The organism is Burkholderia sp. D-99 (assembly GCF_011605345.1).
Lineage (GTDB): Bacteria > Pseudomonadota > Gammaproteobacteria > Burkholderiales > Burkholderiaceae > Burkholderia.
Window position 1 is genome coordinate 1 of sequence record NZ_JAAOXM010000008.1, and the last position, 18072, is coordinate 18072.

Sequence of the window (18072 nt, forward strand, 5' to 3'; positions counted from 1 at the left end):
AGCCTGTCCAGCAACCCAGTGCCTGAAGTGCCTTGCGATCGAGCAATTCTGCCTCCTGACCTCCATAAAGTCAGGCATCAGGTTACGCAATCGCTCTCCAAGGCTCCACGGTTTCCTGCGATGAACCTTTTTTTTGACGGGTGTGAACGGGCATGAAATGCATCCGGTCGGTGCCGACCGCCTGGCCGCCGTCCCGGGGCCATCGCCGGCAACGGCAATGCAATGGTATTGACCATTGCCGTCTATAGACGCTAGCATCGTCCCCATGCTTGATCGCGCTAATTCCCTCTCCTCGCTGCTCCGTGCATGTTGTCAGAACGTGCCAGGGGGAATTTGCGTCTAGCGAACTCGCTAAACATTCAAGCAATCGCCTTCCGGCCGCCTGTGATGCAAAACAGGCGGCCTTTTTGTTTTTGGGCCGACACCTTCGGGACGGAGAAACTCGATGCCGCTTGCGCTGTATGACACCTGGTCGCGTACCGTGCGCCCGTTCACGCCAATCCATGCCGGACAGGTCGGCCTGTACTGCTGCGGCCCGACGGTCTACGACGATGCCCACATCGGCAACCTGAGAACCTACGTGTTCGAGGATATCCTGCGCCGCATACTGATGCGCAACGGATACGAGGTCCGGCACGTCGTCAATATCACCGATGTCGGCCACCTGACTTCGGATGCGGACGAAGGCGAAGACAAGATGGAAAAGGGCAGTCGCCGGACCGGCGAATCGGCGTGGGCCATCGCCCGGCGCTACACCGAGGCGTTCGTCCGGGACTGGCGCGCGCTTCACCTGCTCGAGCCGACGGTGTGGTGCCGCGCGACGGATCACATCGCCGAGCAGATCGCGTTCATCGATACGCTCGACCGGGCCGGCTACGTCTATCGGACGGACGACGGCCTCTACTTCGACACCAGTCGGCAGGACGACTACGGTTATCTCGCGCGGCTCGACCGCGCGGGGTTGCAGGCGGGCAAGCGGGTTGCGCTGGGCGAGAAACGGAACATTACGGATTTTGCGTTGTGGAAGTTCAGCCCGGCCGGCGTCAAGCGGCAGATGGAATGGGACAGCCCGTGGGGTCGCGGCTTTCCGGGCTGGCATATCGAATGCTCGGCGATGTCGGCGAAGTATCTCGGGACGTTGTTCGATATCCATTGCGGCGGCGAGGATCATATCGCCGTGCATCACAGCAACGAGATCGCGCAGACTCGCGCGGCCCACGGCACGCAACTCGCGAATTACTGGATGCACGGGCACTTTCTGACGCTCGACGCCGATACGAAGATGTCGAAGTCGAGCGGCGATTTCGTTCGTCTGCAGACCTTGCAGAGCCGGAATGTCGATCCGCTCGCGTACCGTTACCTGTGCCTGACGGCCCATTACCGGAGCAAGCTGCATTTCACGTGGGCGTCGCTCGATGCGGCACACACCGCGCTGAATCGGCTTCGGCATCTCTATGCCGGCTGGCCGGACGGAGGGCGCGTCGATACGGAGTTCGCCGCGCGTTTCGACGCCGAAGTGAACGAGGACCTGAATCTGCCCAGGGCGCTCGCGGTGCTCTGGGATCTGGTCAGGAGCGACCTGCCACCCGCGACGCTGAAAGCGACCGTGGACAGCTTCGACGCGGTGCTTGGCCTCGGTTTGCGCGAATGGAGGCCGGTTGCGTTCGACATTCCGGAACACGTTAGCGTGTTGCTCGGCGATCGCGAGCGCGCGAGGGCGGCCAGGGACTGGGCGCAGGCCGACCGGATTCGGGAAGCGTTGAGCGTCGAGGGCTGGCGAGTCGAGGACACCCCGGAAGGTCAACGCGTGTTCGGCATCGCCGGCGACTCGACCGAAGCGGGCGTCCCGCCGCGGTGAAGTCCATGGCCGCCTGCATCAGAAGATCCGGTGCCCGAGCCACCATCCGCCGGCCGCGAACAGCGCGGAGGCCGGCAGCGTGAGCACCCACGCCCACACGATGTTGCCGGCCACACCCCAGCGCACGGCCGACAGCTTCTGCGTCGCGCCGACGCCGACGATCGCGCCGGTGATCGTGTGCGTGGTCGACACCGGAATGCCGAGGAACGACGCGAGGAACAGCGTCATCGCGCCGCCGGTTTCCGCACAGAAACCACCGACCGGCTTGAGCTTCGTGATCTTCTGGCCCATCGTGCGCACGATGCGCCAGCCGCCGAACAGCGTGCCGAGGCCCATCGACAGGTAGCACGCGCCGATCACCCATGCCGGCGGCGCATCGGCGGTCGCCGACGCATAGCCCGACGCGATCAGCAGCATCCAGATGATGCCGATCGTCTTCTGCGCGTCGTTGCCGCCGTGGCCGAGGCTGTACAGCCCGGCCGACAGCAGCTGCAGCCGGCGGAAGCGCCGGTCGACCTTGCTGGGCGCGGTGCGGAAATACAGCCACGACACGCCGAGCATGAACAGCGAACCGAGGATGAAGCCGAGCAGCGGCGAAATGAAGATGAACGCGACGGTCTTCAGCAGCCCGTCGATGTTCAGCGAACCCCAGCCCGACTTGGCGAGCGCTGCGCCGACGAGGCCGCCGATCAGCGCATGCGACGAGCTCGACGGAATCCCGTAGTACCACGTGATCACGTTCCAGCCGATCGCACCGACCAGCGCGCCGAACACGACGTAGTGGTCGACGATCTCGGGATCGATCGTGCCTTTACCGACGGTCTGCGCGACTTTCAGGTGGAAGATGAAATACGCGATGACGTTGAACGCCGCCGCGAACACCACGGCTTGCTGGGGCTTCAGCACCCCGGTGGACACGACGGTGGCGATCGAGTTCGCCGCGTCGTGAAAGCCGTTCATGAAATCGAATACGAGCGCGACGAGTACCAGCGTCGCGACCATCCAGAGGGCGAGTTGTATCGAATGCATCTTGTTGATTCGCTCAGGCGTTTTCCAGCACGATGCCTTCGATGATGTTCGCGACATCCTCGAACTTGTCGGTAATGCGTTCGAGCAGGTCGTAGACGCCCTTCAGCTTGATGAGCGTCTTCACGTCGATGTCGTCGCGAAAGAGTTTCGATATCGCCGATCGCAGCACGCGGTCGGCGCGGGTTTCGAGCGCGTCGATCTCTTCGCATGCCTCGAGGATCTGCAAGGACTGCTTCATGTCGGACAGCCGGTTGACCGCGATTTGCGTCTGCAGCGCCGACTGCACGACGATGTCCGCGAGTTCGCTGGCCTCCCCGGTTACCGACTTCAGGCCGTAGACCACGACGGTGGTCACGACGTCCTCCATCAGGTCGAGGATGTCGTCCATCGTCGTGATCAGTTTGTGGATTTCGTCGCGATCGAGCGGCGTGATGAAAGTCTTGTGCAGCAGGTCGATCGCCTCGTGCGCGAGCTTGTCGCCGGTTCGTTCGGTGGTCTGGACGTTGGCCATGGCCAGCTCGGCGTCGTCGAGATTGTCGAGGAGCATCTGAAGCTCGCATGCGGCCAGGACGATGTGCTGCGCATGCGTATCGAAGAGGTCGAAAAACCGGGTTTCGACGGGGAGGAAGCGTCCAAGCATGGATTCTCCGGGGAAAAGGTGGGCGGGATGAGCCGGGTCAGGCTGCGCACGGGCCGCACAGCGTGCGGTTGCCGAACGCGACGTGCCGGCGCTGGGCGAGCGAGCGCAAGTCGAGCGGCCGCCGGTTGACGATCGTGCTGGCGTGCCCGGCCGACAGGTCGGGATTGACGAAGTACATCAGGGACGTGCGCCGTGCGCGCGTGCGCGGGCGTTCGACGGCGTGCTGCATCGCCGCCACTTCGCCGTCGGTGAGCGCCTCGAGGAGCGAGCCGGCCAGCACGATCATTTCGTCGGGCCGAGGCCGAGCGGAAACCGGCGATGCGTCGGGCAGCAGGACCAGGCCGGGTGCGCTCGGCCGGATGAACGACAGCAGGTGGCCGTCTTCGTGCGGATCCTGCAGGTACGCGCGGTCGTGGCTGTCGTGATGCGGCTCGTACGCGCAGAACTGCAGGTAGGAGCTGTGCCGGACCGGCGGCTGCGGCGAGCCGCCGAGGTTGTCGCATACCGCATCGAGCAGGTCCTGCGCGATTGCGTTGATGCAGGCTTCGTAGGCTGCCATCTCGCGATAGAACGTGGACCTGGCCAGCGGGAAGCCGTGATGTACGTCGCGCCGTGCGACCCAGTAGCAGAATCGGTCGCACAGATCCGGCTGCTCGGGCGTATGCGAGTATTCGAGCCCGAACGGCAGGAAACCGTCGGTCTGGTCCGGAAACGAGAACGCGTGCTTTTGCTTGCGATCGAGCTGGTCATAGGCGGCCGCGAGCCGGTCGAAATGCATGAGCAGTGCGTACGGCATCTTGAAGTAGACGTAGCTGTCGCGGATCAGCCGGCTGGCATGGAGTTTCATGAGGTTTTGCATGGTGTTCTCCCGGTACATCGGTCATGGCGTGGTGCCGAACGGCGGGTATTGCCGCGTTGCCGGCGCATGAGAAGGCGGGGCGCGGAGTGCGCGATCCAGGTGGCGTCACCGCGCAGCGCGTGACGCAGCCGCGGCGGCTCGACGCAAATGACGTGTGCAGTGGCGACGCGGGGGAGCGTCCTTGCGGCTGTCGTGGACGAGCCGGTGTGGCCGGTGCGGCCGAATGGAAATATCGAGTCGTGTCATGGGTGCTCCAGGCGCCGGACTGCACACGGCGGGAGCGTCATGACGTCAACGACGGACGAGCGCTTCCCGCCGCGCCGCGTCGGGCGCGATCGGCTGATAAGAGGCTGGGAATCGGGTATTCGCCGGCATGGCGTGCGAACGCGCGCCGGCGCAGCTTAATCGGCTACTGTCGTCGTCCATTCGAACTCCTGTCTATTTGAACGGCACGTGCGTGCACACGGGCTGCACACGCGCGGGCATGCGGCCGGACACACGCACGCGACGCGGGTCACGTACGGACGCCGCCCGGGTGTCGAGCGGCCACTGAATTGTCGAGTACGGGAACTTCGGATCGACGGTACGCCGATCCTGAAAGACACCGCATCCTGCTATCCCGGGATGCGGCAGAAGACAAGGCTCTGCGAAGCTTCCTCAGGCGGCAGTCAGGTTGGTACAGGACCAACTACAACTCGCATCGGTAGGCACAGAAGCCTCCATGAATGAAAACGAGTGCGATGTTAAGAGGGAACCGCGCGGCGCGTCAATCGAAAACTTCGCACGTGTTTCGCACGTGTATCGCGCGGGTTCGCCGGCATGTCGGGCGGGTGCGCCCCGGTGCTGCCGGCGCCGTGCGGGAACCATTCCGGGACAGTGGGCGGAACGGCTCCACGCGGCTTGCCGGCATCGGGCATCATGCTGGTTTGACGATGACGGCCGTGCCGTAGCAAATGACTTCGGTCACACCCGAACCGATCTCGGTCGAGTCGTAGCGCATCGCGACGATCGCATTCGCGCCGAGCTTGCGCGCATCGGCGAGCATCTTGTCGAAGGCTTGCTGGCGCGCTTTTTCGCACAGCGATGTATAGAGCGTGATGTTGCCGCCGAAGATCGTCTGCAGCGATGCGCCGAACGAGCCGACGATCGAGCGCGAGCGCACGATGATGCCTTGCGCGACGCCGAGCGAGCGGACGGTCGTGTGGCCGGGCAGGTCGAAAGCTGTCGTGACGCGAGTGGGCGACAGGTCGTCGAGGGAGCGGGGGGTATCGGTCATGGCGGGACGTGGGTAGCGGAGTGGTCGAACGACGATTCTATCCGGACGCGTGCAAGCAGTCGGCGCTGAGCGTTGCGCCGCTTTGCGATGCTGTCGGTCACACAATCGAGAGGTGGGTATTGTTTAACGAATGTATCAGCGAGTTCTGGCATCAGAAGTTTTCGGGCGACCGGTGCCTTTACGACGGCGACGATCTGCAGATCGCCGTCAGTTCCGCGCTGGGCGACGAGCACGGCATGATCCTCGTGCCGACCGACGGAAGAAGCCGGATCGTCGTGCAGGAGAAGGTTGCGCGCACGTTGCGCCTGAACGAAGCGGGTGCGTGGACGATGGGCGCGTTCATCGATCGCCTGTCGGCCTCCGGTGGCGACCTGTGCGGCGCGGACAATCTTTTTTACTATTCCGCGCCGGCGCTGGCCGATCTGCCGAATCACGCGATTCCCGCGACGGTCAGGGCGCTGAGCCCGGCGGATCGACCGGCATTCGACGCATTCGCCGCCGCGATGCCGGCCGAGGATTTCGATACGGCCAGCGTCGAGCTGGACCATTGGCGCGTCTTCGGCGCATTCGAGCAGGATCGTCTGGTCTGCGCGGGCAGCGTGTACGCGTGGTGGGATTCGTGCCTGGCCGACATGGGGGTGCTGACGCTGCCTGAAGCCAGAGGCGCCGGCCACGCGCGTGGCGTCGTGCGCGCGATGAGTATGGCGGCCTGCCGCGAGGGGCTGGCGCCGCAGTACCGGTGCCAGCTCGACAATCCGGCTTCCGCGGCGGTCGCGCGGGCGGTGGGTATGCGCCTTTACGGGACGCTGGACGAGATCGTCTGATCGAGGCGGCCGGGAAGGCAGCCCTTGCCGCCGCCTTCCCGGCCGTACGCCGTCAGGGCTTCGCCGCCGCCCCGCCGTTGCCGCCGAGATCGACCGCGTAGGCCAGCGCCAGCTTGCCGAACTTCAGCGCATGATTCGCCTGGCGATCCGAATTCTCCAGCGTGTCGTTCACGGTATGGATATACGGACTGTCGTTCTGGTCGGCCTCGAACGGGAACGACGCCGGATACCCTTGCGCATTCCAGGATGCGTGATCCGAGCACGCATACCCGCACTGCGACGTGCCGATCGCGAGTTCCGGCAGGTAGGTCTTCGCCAGATTCGTCAGGTAGGTGTTCTGCGACGCGTTCGTGTAGTCGGTGATCAGGTAGATGTCCTTCGGATCGCCCTTGTAGTTCGTCATGTCGAGCTGCAGCACGCCGACCACGTTCGCATTCTGCGCACGGAACTGCTTAGCGATCGCTTTCGAGCCGAGCAGGCCGGCTTCCTCTGCTGCGTATCCGACGAACTTGATCGTCCGCTTCGGCCGGTAATTGTTCGCCAGCAGCACGCGCAGCGCTTCGGTCAGGCTCGCGATACCCGATGCATCGTCGTCCGCGCCGGGCGAGCGCGTGTTCTCCGTCGTGCGGCCGACCGTCGAATCGAGGTGGCCGCCCAGCACGATGGTGCCCGCGGCCGGATCGCTGCCGTTGATCGTCAGGATCACGGATTTCTGCGGAAAGCCCGTGTGCGCAAACTGCTCGACGGTGATGTCGGCGCGCGAACCGGCCAGCTGCTTCCATTGCAACGCGAGCCAGTCCGACGCCGCGACGCCGTGCGACGTCGTGTAGTAGCGGTTCGTGAAGCCGGACAGCGACGTGATCGTGCCGACGATGTTGCTGGCCTGCAGCTGCTGGATCCACGTGCCGATCTGCGGCGCGTTCGATACCTGGTACGTGGAAGCGGCGGCCTGCTTCGCCAGCGTCGGCGGCAACGGTTGCAGTGCCTGGCGCGCTTCGTCGAACGAGTCGTGCACGACATAGCCGGGCCCGTGGCCGCGCGTATGGTGGACGGCGTGGGCCAGCTCGCCGAGCCGTGAATCGTCGATCTCGACGACGTGGACGGTTTCGCGGCGCGACGCGCCGTCGGCCGTCTTGCCGGCGTCGAGCGTCGTACTGTATTGCGCGGTGGCGCTTGCGTCGATCCGTTGCAACTGGCGGAACGCCGCGTCGCCGAGTGTGATCCACACCGGCGTCGCGTGCGCGGCGGCGGTCAGCAGCATACCGCCCAGCGCGGCGCTCAGGCGGGTGAGTGTCAGAGTAGGCATGTTCGATCTCGTGAGGATGGCGATGTCGAGGAAGAGGGCGTGCCGCAGGTCGTGCGGTACGCCCCCGCCTGCTGCGGAATTACGACTTCTTCGGTACGGTCACGCCGTACGTGCAACTCTGGTTGTACGCATTGCCGATCGCGGTGAGCTGCGCGTTGCTGTAGCCGAGCGCGGACGCGGCCGTCAGCACGGCCTGCGCGGCGGCCTTCTGGTTGGTCGAGCTGTTGGTCATCGACAAGCCCTTCAGGAACGCCTTGTCCATTGCCTGCGCACCGATCGCGTCGCGCGCGACGAGGTTGCACGAGGCCCAGTACTGGCCGGCCGTATGGATCTCCGCGCCGCGTGCCTGCGCATAGGTGCGCCCGACGTTCCAGTTGGTCACGCGGCCGCCCCAGAACTCGTTGTGGCCGTCCCAGTTGTAGACCCAGTGGTACTGCGCATCCGACGGGCTCCACTGGTTGAAGTCGCGGCTGTACGCGGCGGCGAGATAGTCGCCGGTGCCTTCCGACAACCCTTCCTGCTGAGACAGGCCGCCGTTCGTCACCCAGTCGTGGATGCCATGGCCGAGCTCGTGGATCACGACGTCCGCATCCTCCGCGTCGTCGACGCCGCCTTGCCCGAAGGTCAGCCGGCCGCTGCTCGACGAGTACGACGAGTTGTCGTCGCCCGATTCGCCGTGCGGGTCGTACTGCACGCCGCCGGTGTACTGGTACGGCAGCGCCTTGATGCCGAGCGTCTGGTTCACGTAACGCAGGAACGTGTCGATGTGGTAGTACGCGTTCACGGCCTCGAAGTACAGGTTGCCGCGCGTGAACTCGAACGCGGGCGTCGACTGCACGGGGCACGCCTTGTCGAGCGGCGCATCGAAATCGATGCATACCGCATACGGACCCGACAGCGAATAACGCCCGCCCGACTGCGCGAGATCCTTCAGCGTCACGCGCACGCGCGCGGCGGTCAGTTGCGACGAATCGGCGTCGTTGTTGTCCTTGTAGCCCGTGCTGCCGTAGCTGCTTTTGGTCGGCGACAGCGGGTCGGGCCGGAACACGAAGCCCGTGCCGTCCGTTGCATAGAACGCCTTGTCCTCGGCGCGCAGCACTTCGCCGCTGCCCGAGTCGATCAGCAGTTCCCAGTCGCCTTTCGGGCCGTCGTTCGGGCGGCCGCGCACTTTCCACGCGGCATGCGTGCCGGCCTTGTCGACGAACGCGACGAGCTGCGCATCCAGGTTCGTGAAGCCGCTCACGCCGAGATACGCGCGCGCACGGTCGAGTGCCTGCTGCTGGTCGACGGCCTGCGCCTTGCTCGACTTCGCGACCACGCCGTTGATCGTGTTGCTCGCGACGTACAGGATGCGGCCGTCCTTCGCGACCGTCACCGCGATATCGCTGCCGTACACAGGCAATCCGGCCGCCTGCTGCTGCAGGCGCACGACGGTGAAGTCGGCGTCGCTGCGCTCCGACGTGACGACGAGGCTTGCGAGTGCGCTCGCGTCGAGCCCGAGCTGCGTGGCCTGCGACGCGACGAAGTCGCGCGCGCTGGCGGCGGGCGTGGTGGCGGCCTTCTTCGCGCGATACGCGGGGTTGTACAGCGTGACGGCGATGCCGTCCGCGCGGAACTGCCCGGCGGCCGTATCGGCCTTGGCGGCCGGCGGCGCGACGCCGCGTGTCAGGCTTTCGCGCAGGCTCGTTGCTTGCGGATTCGAGACTTTCGTATCGGCCGCGGTGCCGCCGACGATGCCGAAACCGAGCGCGAGACCCAGGGCGAGCGGTAGTGCTTTGCGTGATGTCTGCATACGTGATCCTCATCTCAACGGTTGGACACGCCCGCGCGCTCGTGGCGTGCAGGCACGACACGGCCCGCGCGCCGGCTCGATGGAGCCGGTGCGGCGAAGCGGTGTTGGGGGTGTCGACTGACTAAGGAACCCTAAATGTCAGGTCGAAAAGAAACAGGCGGGAATAGAGGGGGAGAAGCAGGGTGAAAAGCAGGGGGAGGAGCGCGCGAAGAAGCGAACGGCAGGCAGGTGCGGCGACGGCGAATCGAGCATCGTCATGTCATACCCCTCGGATCGAATCGATATCGGTTGGCAGCCTGCATGGCCAGACATGTGTCGAGCCGACGTGTGCATCTCGTTAGGCTGCCTATCTAATTTCGAGGTATGTTACAGAATATTTTCAACGACATTCCAATTTATTTTCGATGACCGCTTCGGTTCGTCGATCAATCGTCGGCATTGTTCAGCGAACGGCGGGAACCGCTGCCGGAACGCGCAATACCGTGCCGTATTGTGCGTGTAAATCGCGATGATCAGCGCGTCGCGCGCCGGTCGCTGCGCGGGCTGAGACCGAATCGCGCGCGATACGTGCGCGAGAAATGCGATGGCGATTCGAACCCGCATGCGACGCATACGGACGTGATGCTCATGTCGGTCTGCTGCAGCAGTTCACGCGCCCGATCGAGCCGCAGGTTCAGGTAGAAATGCGTCGGCGTGTCGTTCAGCGTCGCGCTGAACAGCCGTTCGAGCTGGCGCCGCGTGATCGAGACCTCCTGCGCGAGCGCATCGGAGCCGAGCGGGTTTTCCATGTGCCGCTGCATCGTGCCGATCACCTGGATCAGCTTGCGGTTGTGCACGCCGTAGCGCGCGGCGATCTCGAGCCGCTGGCTGTCCGAGCGCTGCCGGATCCGGCTGACGACGAACTGCTCGGAGATTGCCGCCGCGAGATCCGCGCCGTGCCGCCGCCCGATCAGGTCGAGCATCATGTCGATCGACGCGGTGCCGCCCGCACACGTGATGCGCCGGTCGTCGATCTCGAACAGCTCCTGCGTCGCGTTCAGGCCGGGATAGCGTTCACGGAACGCGGCAAGCGCTTCCCAGTGCAGCGTGAGCGGCTGCGACGCGTCGAACAGCCCGGCTTCCGCGAGCACGAAGCTGCCCGTGTCGATGCCGCCGAGCGTTGCACCATGACGGTGCTGGCGACGCAGCCAGTCGCCGATCGCGCGCGTGTAGCACACGAGCGGATCGAAGCCGGCGACGACGAACACCGTGTCGACCTTGTCGACATCCGCGCACGCGGCTTCGGCGGCGACCGGAATGCCGTTGCTCGCGGCGACGGGCGCGCCGTCGGCGCTGATCACGTGCCAGCGATAGAGCTCGGTGCGAAAGCGGTTCGCGACGCGCAGCGGTTCGACCGCGGACATGAAGCCGAGCGCGGAGAAGCCGGGCAGCAGCAGGAAGTGGAAATCCTCGGGCATCGGGGCAGGGGATGGAATCCGGTGGTCGTCGCGCGTCGCACGGGGCGTCGCGCGCACGGGCATGTGCCGCGGCCGGCTCGCGCGCGCCGAACGGTCAGCGGGAGATTATCGCGGGTTTTGCGCGGCTTCAGCGCGTTTTTGCGCCGCGCGCGGAACGGCGCGCGGTGGTCGACGGCAACTCGCCGAATTGCGCCTTGTAGGCGTTCGCGAAATGCCCGAGATGGATGAAGCCCCAGCGCGCGGCCGCGTCGCTGATCGGCAGGTCGGCGTGCCGCGTGTCGAGCAGCATCCGCCGCACTTGCGACAGGCGCAGCGAGCGCACGTAATGCAACGGGCTGGTCTGTACGACCGACTGGAAACTGTTCTGCATCGTGCGCCGGCTCACGCGCAATTGCGCGCACAGGCTCAGCACGTCGACCGGTGCTTCGGGATGACCGATCACGTAGTCGTGCACGCGACGCACGATGTCGGCGCGGCAGGCGTGCGTGAGACGGTTCGACGGTTCGGGAATCCGGTACGTGAGGAGATCGACGAGCACGTTGCCGATCTCGCCGCGCAGTTCGCGCTGCGCGCGAGCGTCGTGGAATGGATCGGGTGCCGACAGGACACGTTCGAGTTGCGTGGCGATCTGCAAGCTCGCGCGCATCAGCACGGCGGTGGGCATGTCGACGACACCGCGCCGCAACGTGGCTTCGTCGAGGTGGACATCGGCCGCATCCTCGACCTGCTGCATCAGTTCGCCATTGGCGACGACACCGATCAGCGACATGTCGTCGGGCGAATGCAGCTCGAACGGGGCGCCGCCGCGCGCGATCACCATCGTGCCGCGTTCGATGCGCGCACCACCGAATGCGAATGCACCCGAGCCGGTGAGCGGCATGCCGAACACCGTATGGTCGTGCGGCAATTTTCCGCGCTGGATGATCCGGACGTTGGCGGCTTCCTGGAACAGCTGCACGCCGTCCAGCACCGCATGCTTGACCGCGCTGCGATACGTGCCGGAGCCGATCTGGTCGTAGCGCTGGTTCCAGCCGCGCAGCGCCTCGGCATGCCGGTCCGCGTTGTCGAACCTCTCGTGAAACACGAACACAGCGCCTCCAGGTGTGTCGATCAGGACCGCGCAAGATTAAACCGACCGCGCGGTCGGCGCAATAAGGGGGAGCGCTATTCCGGGCGCATTTGTCAGAGGGTCGGAAGCCTCCGGCCGACGCGCCTTTCAGGCGGTTTTCCAATATCCCGAATCGGCACGCACGCGGTGCCGGTCCGGGTGCTGACCGGATTTATTGTCGAACTACAGTCGCCCCACATTACGTGAATCCCCAACTGGAGGCGACATGAGGACAAGGCGACGAACCGCGGTGCTCGCGGCGACGCTGGCGTTCGCGGCGGCGTGGGCCGGCAACGCGAACGCGACGGAAAAGCCGGAGGAACTGGTCGTGCAGAAGATGCCGCCGTGGCATCCGCACGAGGTCTATATCGTCGACATCTCGATGCCGTCGATGACCGACGGACGCATCTACGTGTACGACGCCGATGCGAAGAAGCTGCTCGGCCAGATCGACGGCGGCTTTGGCCCGGGCCTCGCGATTTCGCCGGACCACAAGACTAGCTTCGTCGCGACGACGTACTTCTCGCGCGGCTCGCACGGCACGCGCACCGACGTCGTCGAGATGACCGACAACACGACACTCGATCACGCGGGCGAAATCGCGATTCCGGCGAAGCATGCGCAGCACGTGCCGTCGCCGTACAACACCGCGTTCAGCGCGGACGGCACGCGGCTGTACGTCGCGAACATCACGCCGGCCGCGTCGGTGACGGTGATCGACGCGGTCTCGAAGAAGGTGCTGTCGGAGATCGACACGGCGGCCTGCGTGCTCGCGTATCCGTCGGGCAACGACCGCTTCACGGCGCTGTGCGAGAGCGGCAAGGCGCTGACCGTCACGCTCGACGCGAACGGCAAGGAAACGAAGCGCACGATGTCGGATGCGTTCATCGACGTCGACAAGGATCCGGCGTTCGTGAACGCGTCGCGCTACAAGGGCGACTATCTGTTCACGACGTACGGCGGCAACGTGCGCAGCGCGGATTTCAGCGGCGACAAGCCGGTGTTCGGCAAGTCGTGGCCGCTGCTGACGGACGCCGAGCGCGCCGAAGGCTGGCGTCCGGGCGGCATGCAGCAGACAGCCGTGCAGGCACGGCAGAACCGCTACTACGTGCTGATGCACAAGGGCGGCGACGGCTCGCACAAGGATCCCGGCACGCAGGTGTGGGTGTTCGACCTGAAATCGAAGCAGCGTGTCGCGCGCTGGGATCTCGCGCAGCAGAAGGTCGATCCGCTCGTGTCGATCCAGGTCAGCGAGGACGACAAGCCGCTGTTCTACGGGCTGACGGCGACGTCCGACCTCGTCGTGATGGATGCGCGCACGGGCAAGCTGCAGAACGTCGAAAAGCAGATCGGCAATACGTCGTCGCTGCTCGTCAACCCGTGAGGCCGCGATGACGCTCGATCCCGTACTTGCCACCAGCGCGCAGGCCGGCGCTGCCGTCGTCGTGCTGCTCGGCGCCTTCGCGAAGATGCGCCGGCCCACCGCGTTCGGCCAGGCGCTCGCCGGCTACCGGCTGCTGCCCGATGCGTTGACCGCGCCCGTTGCGTTCGCGATTCCGCTCGCGGAAGCCGTCGGCGCTGCGGCGCTGCTGTTTCCCGATACGCGCACGGCCGGCGCGATCGGCCTGATCGCGCTGCTCCTGGCCTTTGCAGCGGCGATTGCGATCAATCTCGTGCGCGGCCATACCGACATCGACTGCGGCTGTTCCGGCTTCGCGGCGGCGCGCGCGGATGCGCCGCGCGGCATCGGCTGGCTGCACGTCGGGCGCGCGCTGCTGCTCGCCGCGCTGGCCGCGACCGCGTTCGTCGAGCCGGGCGCACGCGCGGTCGTGTGGTTCGACTACCTGACGCTGTTCTTCTCCGTGCTGCTGATCGTCTGCGCGCTGCTCACCGTCGACGTGCTGCTCGCCAACGTACCGCGCCTTTCCCATCTGAGGAATTCATGATGCAAACCGCTCTCACCGTTTCCACCGCCCTGCTGTGGGTGGCCGTCCTCGCGCTCGGCGCGATCTGCCTCGCGCTGGTGCGCCAGATCGGCATCCTGTACGAACGCATCATGCCGGCCGGCGCGTTGATGATCGACAAGGGGCCGGCGGTCGGCGCGATCGCGCCGGCGTTCGAACTGACCGACATTCGCGGCTCGCAGGTGAAGGTCGGCGGCATCGATGCATCGGGCAAGGCCACGCTGCTGTTCTTCCTGTCGCCGACCTGCCCCGTCTGCAAGAAGCTGCTGCCGCTGCTGCCTTCGCTGCAGGCGAGCGAAGCGACGCCGGTGAACATCGTGCTCGCGAGCGACGGCGAGATCGACGAACACACGCGCTTCGCGCGCAAGCACGACCTCGGGCGCTTTCCGTACGTGCTGTCGCAGGAGCTCGGCCTCGCATACCAGATCGGCAAGCTGCCGTACGCGGTGCTGCTCGACGAAACCGGCACGGTGCGTGCGAAGGGGCTCGTCAATACGCGCGAGCATCTCGAGAGCCTGTTCGAAGCGAAGGAGCGCGGCGTCGCATCGCTGCAGCAGTTCGTGCACGGCGATCACAGCCACGACGCGCACGCGCAGCACGCATGACCGGCCGACCCTCTTTCAACGTCAAGGGAGAACAACGACATGGGCCTGTTTGATTCATGGTTCGAGCGGTCGGCGCGCGGCGTCGCGCAGCACAGTTCGCGGCGCAGCGCGATGGCGAAGCTCGGCAAGGTGCTGGTGGGATCGGCGATGCTGCCGCTGCTGCCCGTCGATCGCACCGCCTATGCGGCCGATGCGGCATCGGGCGCATCCGGTGCCGCCGCCTCGGGGGCGAGCGACGACCCGATGAGCTGCGACTACTGGAAATACTGTGCGATCGACGGCTGGCTGTGCAGTTGCTGCGGCGGCACGTCGAGCAGTTGCCCGCCGGGCACCACGCCTTCGCCGATCACGTGGATCGGCACCTGCCGCAATCCACACGACGGTTCGGACTACATCGTGTCGTACAACGATTGCTGCGGCAAGACGTCATGCGGCAAGTGCTTCTGCAACCGCAACGAGCGCGAGAAGCCGTTGTACAAGCTGTCGTTGAACAACGACATCAACTGGTGCATGGCGAACGGCAATTCGAATTACCACTGTTCGGTTTCGGTTCTGTTGGGAGCAGCGAAGCAATGAAAGTGAAGCAGGCAGGAAGGATTGGAATCGCGTGCATGACGGCCGTGGCAGCCTTCGCGCTGGCGGGCGCCGCCGGCGCGCAGGAAGCCGTGCATTACCCGGCCGGCAAGAGCCTGTTCGACGCGCAGTGCGCGGTGTGCCACCAGGCGGGCGGAAAAGGGCAGGACGGCCTCGCGCCGCCGCTGACCGAGTATCCGGGCAAGTACGCGGCGGCCGAGCCGGGGCGTGCGCAACTGGTCGCGACGCTGCTGCACGGGATGTTCGGCGAGATCACGGTGCACGACAAGAGTTATAACTTCAAGATGCCGTCATTCGCGAGCGCGAGCGACGACGACATCGCGCACGTGCTCAACTACGTCGTGTTCGATCTCAACGCGCAGCACGGCGATGCGAAGCCGTTCACGGCGGCCGATATCCGCGCGGCGCGCGCGAAGGAGATGGACGGCACGGCCGTGCATGCGCAACGCGCGGTGGTGATCAAGGGGCTCGGCCTGTGAACGGGGCTTGCGCGTCCGCGCGGGGCATGCGGTGCGCGTCGTCGTCCTGGCTCGGCGGCCTGTCGCGCCGCCTGTCGTTGCTGTTGCTGGCGGCGGGCGCGGCGGCATGCATGGCCGCGACGCCCGCGCATGCCGAAGGCACGGCCGACGCGGCGCTCGCGCGACAGCACTGGGTGCTCAACTGCATGGGCTGCCATACGGCGACGGGCGGCGGCATTCCCGGCAAGGTGCCGCCGCTCGCGAATTCGCTCGGCTATTTCACGCATCTGCCGGCCGGGCGCGAGTATGTGATGCGCGTGCCCGGTGCGTCGAACTCGGCGCTGTCTGACCAGGATCTGGCCGACGTGCTCAACTGGGTACTCACGACGATGAACCGCGATGCGCTGCCGCGCGACTTCAAGCCTTATACGGCCGCCGAAGTCGCCGCGCACCGCCGTCCTGCTTTTGCCGACGTCGCGACCGTGCGCGCCGGGCTGGTCCGCGCGTTGCAGGCGCGCGGGATCGACGGCGTCACGGATCGCTACTGACCGACTCATTCAACGAACCAAGGAAACGTGGACATGGAGACGAACGAAACCTTTCCGTTGCTCGACGCAACGCGCGCGTTTCTCGCGAAGCCGAAGAAGATGCTGATCGGCGCCGAGTGGAGCGACGCCGCGTCGGGCCGCCGGCTCGACGTCGTGAATCCGGCCGACGGCACTGTGCTCACGCGTGTGCCCGAAGCGGACGAGCACGACGTGCAGCAGGCCGTTGCCGCCGCGCGGCGCGCATTCGACGCGGGGCCATGGCGCACCGCGAAGACCACCGACCGCGAGCGTCTGCTGCTCGCGCTCGCCGACCTGATCGAAGCGAATGCACGCGAGCTGGCCGAAATCGAGTCGCTCGACAACGGCAAGCCCGTGATGGTGGCGCAGGGGCTCGATGTCGCGATGGCCGCGCAGTGCTTCCGCTACATGGCCGGCTGGGCGACGAAGATCGAAGGCAGCGTGATCGAAGCGGGCATGCCGTACATGCCGGACAGCGAGATCTTCACCTACACGCGCAAGGAGCCCGTCGGCGTGGTCGGCGCGATCATTCCGTGGAATTTCCCGCTGCTGATGGCGGCCTGGAAGCTTGCGCCCGCGCTGGCAACGGGGTGCACCGTGGTGTTGAAACCCGCGGAAGATACGCCGCTGAGTGCGTTGCGACTGGGCGAACTGATCCAGGCGGCCGGTTTCCCGGACGGCGTCGTCAATATCGTCACCGGCTACGGTCACACGGCCGGCGCCGCGCTGTCTCGCGACCCGCGCATCGACAAGATCGCGTTCACGGGCTCGACGCAGACGGGCAAGACGATCGGCCACGCGGCGCTCGACAACATGACGCGGATGTCGCTCGAACTCGGCGGCAAGTCGCCGGTGATCGTGCTGCCCGACGTCGATCCGGACAAGGCCGCACTGGGTGTGGCGAACGCGATCTTCTTCAACCAGGGGCAGGTGTGCACGGCCGGGTCGCGCGCGTACATCCATGCGAAGGTGTTCGACGACGTAATCGCGCGCGTCGCGAAGATCGCCGCGGGCCTGAAGATCGGCCCGGGGATGGACCCGTCGACGCAGATCGGCCCGCTCGTGTCGGCAAAGCAGCGCGAGCGCGTGTGCGGCTATATCGACTCGGGATTCGGAGAGGGCGCGCGCGCTGCCGCTGGCGGCCGCGCGATCGACGGCCCCGGTTTCTTCGTCGAGCCGACCGTGTTGGTCGATACGACGCAGGCGATGCGCGTCGTGCGTGAGGAGATCTTCGGGCCGGTGCTCGTCGCGATGCCGTTCGACGACGTCGACACGGCCGTGCAGCTCGCCAACGACACGCCGTACGGCCTCGGCGCAAGCATCTGGTCGAACGACCTTGCCGCGATTCACAAGCTGATCCCGCGTATCGCGGCCGGCACGGTGTGGGTCAACTGCCACTCGCTGCTCGACAACGCGATACCGTTCGGCGGGATGAAGCAGTCGGGTTTCGGTCGCGAACTCGGTCGCGCGGTGATCGATCAGTACACGGAAAGCAAGTCGGTGATGATGAACTACGCATGAGCGTAGCGGCGGGTGCGTGCGTTGCCGCTACGTCGGCCGCGCACGCATGCCGCGGGTCGGCACGTTCGGGTCGCGGCAACGCGGCTGAGCGCTGACGGCGAGCTGCAACCACGCGCCGTTCTCGTTCGGCGTCGGCGTGCTCGACCTGCATCCTCCGCTCGATGCGGCGCCGGGCGGTGCGCAAGGCCGGCCGTCGGCAACTGGCGATGGCGCAC

General features: G+C 65.9%; 17 protein-coding genes. 9 read left to right on the forward strand and 8 right to left on the reverse strand.

From position 1 onward, the window contains the following. The first annotated feature begins 445 nt into the window (after nucleotides 1-445). Nucleotides 446-1858: a cysteine--tRNA ligase gene (cysS, locus tag HAV18_RS25380; RefSeq protein WP_166961419.1), complete on the forward strand. Its 1413-nt coding sequence runs from the start codon at nucleotides 446-448 to the stop codon at nucleotides 1856-1858. Nucleotides 1859-1876: 18 nt separating this feature from the next. On the opposite strand, the gene HAV18_RS25385 is transcribed toward cysS, so the two are convergent. The 4 genes from HAV18_RS25385 to HAV18_RS25400 form a co-directional block, all read right to left on the reverse strand. Next, complete coding sequence (locus HAV18_RS25385; RefSeq protein ID WP_166961422.1) at nucleotides 1877-2887, reverse strand: inorganic phosphate transporter; 1011 nt, start codon at nucleotides 2885-2887, stop codon at nucleotides 1877-1879. Nucleotides 2888-2900: 13 nt separating this feature from the next. Beyond that, the gene (locus tag HAV18_RS25390) at nucleotides 2901-3527 is read right to left on the reverse strand and encodes a DUF47 domain-containing protein (protein ID WP_166961425.1); all 627 of its coding nucleotides are present in this window, start codon (nucleotides 3525-3527) and stop codon (nucleotides 2901-2903) included. A gap of 37 nt (nucleotides 3528-3564) precedes the next feature. After that, nucleotides 3565-4374 carry a 2OG-Fe(II) oxygenase family protein gene (locus HAV18_RS25395; protein ID WP_166961428.1) on the reverse strand — a complete coding sequence of 270 codons (810 nt, stop codon included), beginning with the start codon at nucleotides 4372-4374 and terminating at the stop codon, nucleotides 3565-3567. 928 nt (nucleotides 4375-5302) lie between these two features. Further along, a complete protein-coding gene (locus HAV18_RS25400) occupies nucleotides 5303-5662 on the reverse strand; it encodes a YbjQ family protein (RefSeq protein WP_166961431.1) in 360 nt (119 codons plus the stop codon). A gap of 119 nt (nucleotides 5663-5781) precedes the next feature. On the opposite strand from HAV18_RS25400, the gene HAV18_RS25405 reads away from it, so the two are divergent. After that, on the forward strand, nucleotides 5782-6486 hold the full coding sequence (locus tag HAV18_RS25405) for a GNAT family N-acetyltransferase (RefSeq protein ID WP_166961434.1): 705 nt from the start codon (nucleotides 5782-5784) through the stop codon (nucleotides 6484-6486). Nucleotides 6487-6538: 52 nt separating this feature from the next. Here the strand turns inward: HAV18_RS25405 and HAV18_RS25410 are convergent, their stop codons facing one another. From HAV18_RS25410 to HAV18_RS25425, 4 genes are all read right to left on the reverse strand, one after another. After that, nucleotides 6539-7792 (reverse strand): M20/M25/M40 family metallo-hydrolase, encoded by a 1254-nt coding sequence (locus HAV18_RS25410; RefSeq protein ID WP_166961437.1) that lies wholly within the window; start codon nucleotides 7790-7792, stop codon nucleotides 6539-6541. Between the two features lie 79 nt (nucleotides 7793-7871). After that, a complete protein-coding gene (locus HAV18_RS25415) occupies nucleotides 7872-9584 on the reverse strand; it encodes a M36 family metallopeptidase (protein WP_166961440.1) in 1713 nt (570 codons plus the stop codon). A gap of 512 nt (nucleotides 9585-10096) precedes the next feature. Next, on the reverse strand, nucleotides 10097-11041 hold the full coding sequence (locus HAV18_RS25420; protein ID WP_166962216.1) for a GlxA family transcriptional regulator: 945 nt from the start codon (nucleotides 11039-11041) through the stop codon (nucleotides 10097-10099). 127 nt (nucleotides 11042-11168) lie between these two features. Beyond that, entirely contained in the window at nucleotides 11169-12131 is a 963-nt protein-coding gene (locus HAV18_RS25425) for a helix-turn-helix domain-containing protein (RefSeq protein WP_166961443.1), read from the reverse strand. A 244-nt stretch (nucleotides 12132-12375) separates the two neighbouring features. Between HAV18_RS25425 and HAV18_RS25430 the strand changes: the two genes are divergently transcribed. From HAV18_RS25430 to HAV18_RS25460, 7 genes are read left to right on the forward strand one after another with little or no spacing between them, the layout of a single operon-like run. After that, the gene (locus HAV18_RS25430; RefSeq protein WP_166961446.1) at nucleotides 12376-13533 is read left to right on the forward strand and encodes an amine dehydrogenase large subunit; all 1158 of its coding nucleotides are present in this window, start codon (nucleotides 12376-12378) and stop codon (nucleotides 13531-13533) included. A gap of 7 nt (nucleotides 13534-13540) precedes the next feature. Next, nucleotides 13541-14095 (forward strand): MauE/DoxX family redox-associated membrane protein, encoded by a 555-nt coding sequence (locus HAV18_RS25435; RefSeq protein ID WP_166961449.1) that lies wholly within the window; start codon nucleotides 13541-13543, stop codon nucleotides 14093-14095. Next, the gene (gene mauD / locus HAV18_RS25440) at nucleotides 14092-14718 is read left to right on the forward strand and encodes a methylamine dehydrogenase accessory protein MauD (protein ID WP_166961452.1); all 627 of its coding nucleotides are present in this window, start codon (nucleotides 14092-14094) and stop codon (nucleotides 14716-14718) included. The genes HAV18_RS25435 and mauD overlap by 4 nt, the downstream gene beginning before the upstream one ends. A gap of 39 nt (nucleotides 14719-14757) precedes the next feature. After that, nucleotides 14758-15294 carry a methylamine dehydrogenase light chain gene (locus tag HAV18_RS25445; RefSeq protein ID WP_021161464.1) on the forward strand — a complete coding sequence of 179 codons (537 nt, stop codon included), beginning with the start codon at nucleotides 14758-14760 and terminating at the stop codon, nucleotides 15292-15294. After that, nucleotides 15291-15791 carry a cytochrome c gene (locus HAV18_RS25450; RefSeq protein WP_166961454.1) on the forward strand — a complete coding sequence of 167 codons (501 nt, stop codon included), beginning with the start codon at nucleotides 15291-15293 and terminating at the stop codon, nucleotides 15789-15791. Before HAV18_RS25445 ends, HAV18_RS25450 begins: the two co-directional genes overlap by 4 nt. Before the next feature lie 26 nt (nucleotides 15792-15817). Further along, nucleotides 15818-16318 (forward strand): cytochrome c, encoded by a 501-nt coding sequence (locus tag HAV18_RS25455; RefSeq protein ID WP_208102125.1) that lies wholly within the window; start codon nucleotides 15818-15820, stop codon nucleotides 16316-16318. Nucleotides 16319-16351: 33 nt separating this feature from the next. Further along, entirely contained in the window at nucleotides 16352-17857 is a 1506-nt protein-coding gene (locus HAV18_RS25460) for an aldehyde dehydrogenase family protein (protein ID WP_166961460.1), read from the forward strand. The last annotated feature ends 215 nt before the right edge of the window (nucleotides 17858-18072 follow it).

Excerpts from the sequence above, each read along its gene's own strand:
- cysS (WP_166961419.1), top strand. The coding sequence starts at position 446 with ATGCCGCTTGCGCTGTATGACACCTGGTCGCGTACCGTGCGCCCGTTC.
- HAV18_RS25385 (WP_166961422.1), bottom strand. The coding sequence starts at position 2,887 with ATGCATTCGATACAACTCGCCCTCTGGATGGTCGCGACGCTGGTACTC.
- HAV18_RS25390 (WP_166961425.1), bottom strand. The coding sequence starts at position 3,527 with ATGCTTGGACGCTTCCTCCCCGTCGAAACCCGGTTTTTCGACCTCTTC.
- HAV18_RS25395 (WP_166961428.1), bottom strand. The coding sequence starts at position 4,374 with ATGAAACTCCATGCCAGCCGGCTGATCCGCGACAGCTACGTCTACTTC.
- HAV18_RS25400 (WP_166961431.1), bottom strand. The coding sequence starts at position 5,662 with ATGACCGATACCCCCCGCTCCCTCGACGACCTGTCGCCCACTCGCGTC.
- HAV18_RS25410 (WP_166961437.1), bottom strand. The coding sequence starts at position 7,792 with ATGCCTACTCTGACACTCACCCGCCTGAGCGCCGCGCTGGGCGGTATG.
- HAV18_RS25415 (WP_166961440.1), bottom strand. The coding sequence starts at position 9,584 with ATGCAGACATCACGCAAAGCACTACCGCTCGCCCTGGGTCTCGCGCTC.
- HAV18_RS25420 (WP_166962216.1), bottom strand. The coding sequence starts at position 11,041 with ATGCCCGAGGATTTCCACTTCCTGCTGCTGCCCGGCTTCTCCGCGCTC.
- HAV18_RS25430 (WP_166961446.1), top strand. The coding sequence starts at position 12,376 with ATGAGGACAAGGCGACGAACCGCGGTGCTCGCGGCGACGCTGGCGTTC.
- HAV18_RS25435 (WP_166961449.1), top strand. The coding sequence starts at position 13,541 with ATGACGCTCGATCCCGTACTTGCCACCAGCGCGCAGGCCGGCGCTGCC.
- mauD (WP_166961452.1), top strand. The coding sequence starts at position 14,092 with ATGATGCAAACCGCTCTCACCGTTTCCACCGCCCTGCTGTGGGTGGCC.
- HAV18_RS25445 (WP_021161464.1), top strand. The coding sequence starts at position 14,758 with ATGGGCCTGTTTGATTCATGGTTCGAGCGGTCGGCGCGCGGCGTCGCG.
- HAV18_RS25450 (WP_166961454.1), top strand. The coding sequence starts at position 15,291 with ATGAAAGTGAAGCAGGCAGGAAGGATTGGAATCGCGTGCATGACGGCC.
- HAV18_RS25455 (WP_208102125.1), top strand. The coding sequence starts at position 15,818 with ATGCGGTGCGCGTCGTCGTCCTGGCTCGGCGGCCTGTCGCGCCGCCTG.
- HAV18_RS25460 (WP_166961460.1), top strand. The coding sequence starts at position 16,352 with ATGGAGACGAACGAAACCTTTCCGTTGCTCGACGCAACGCGCGCGTTT.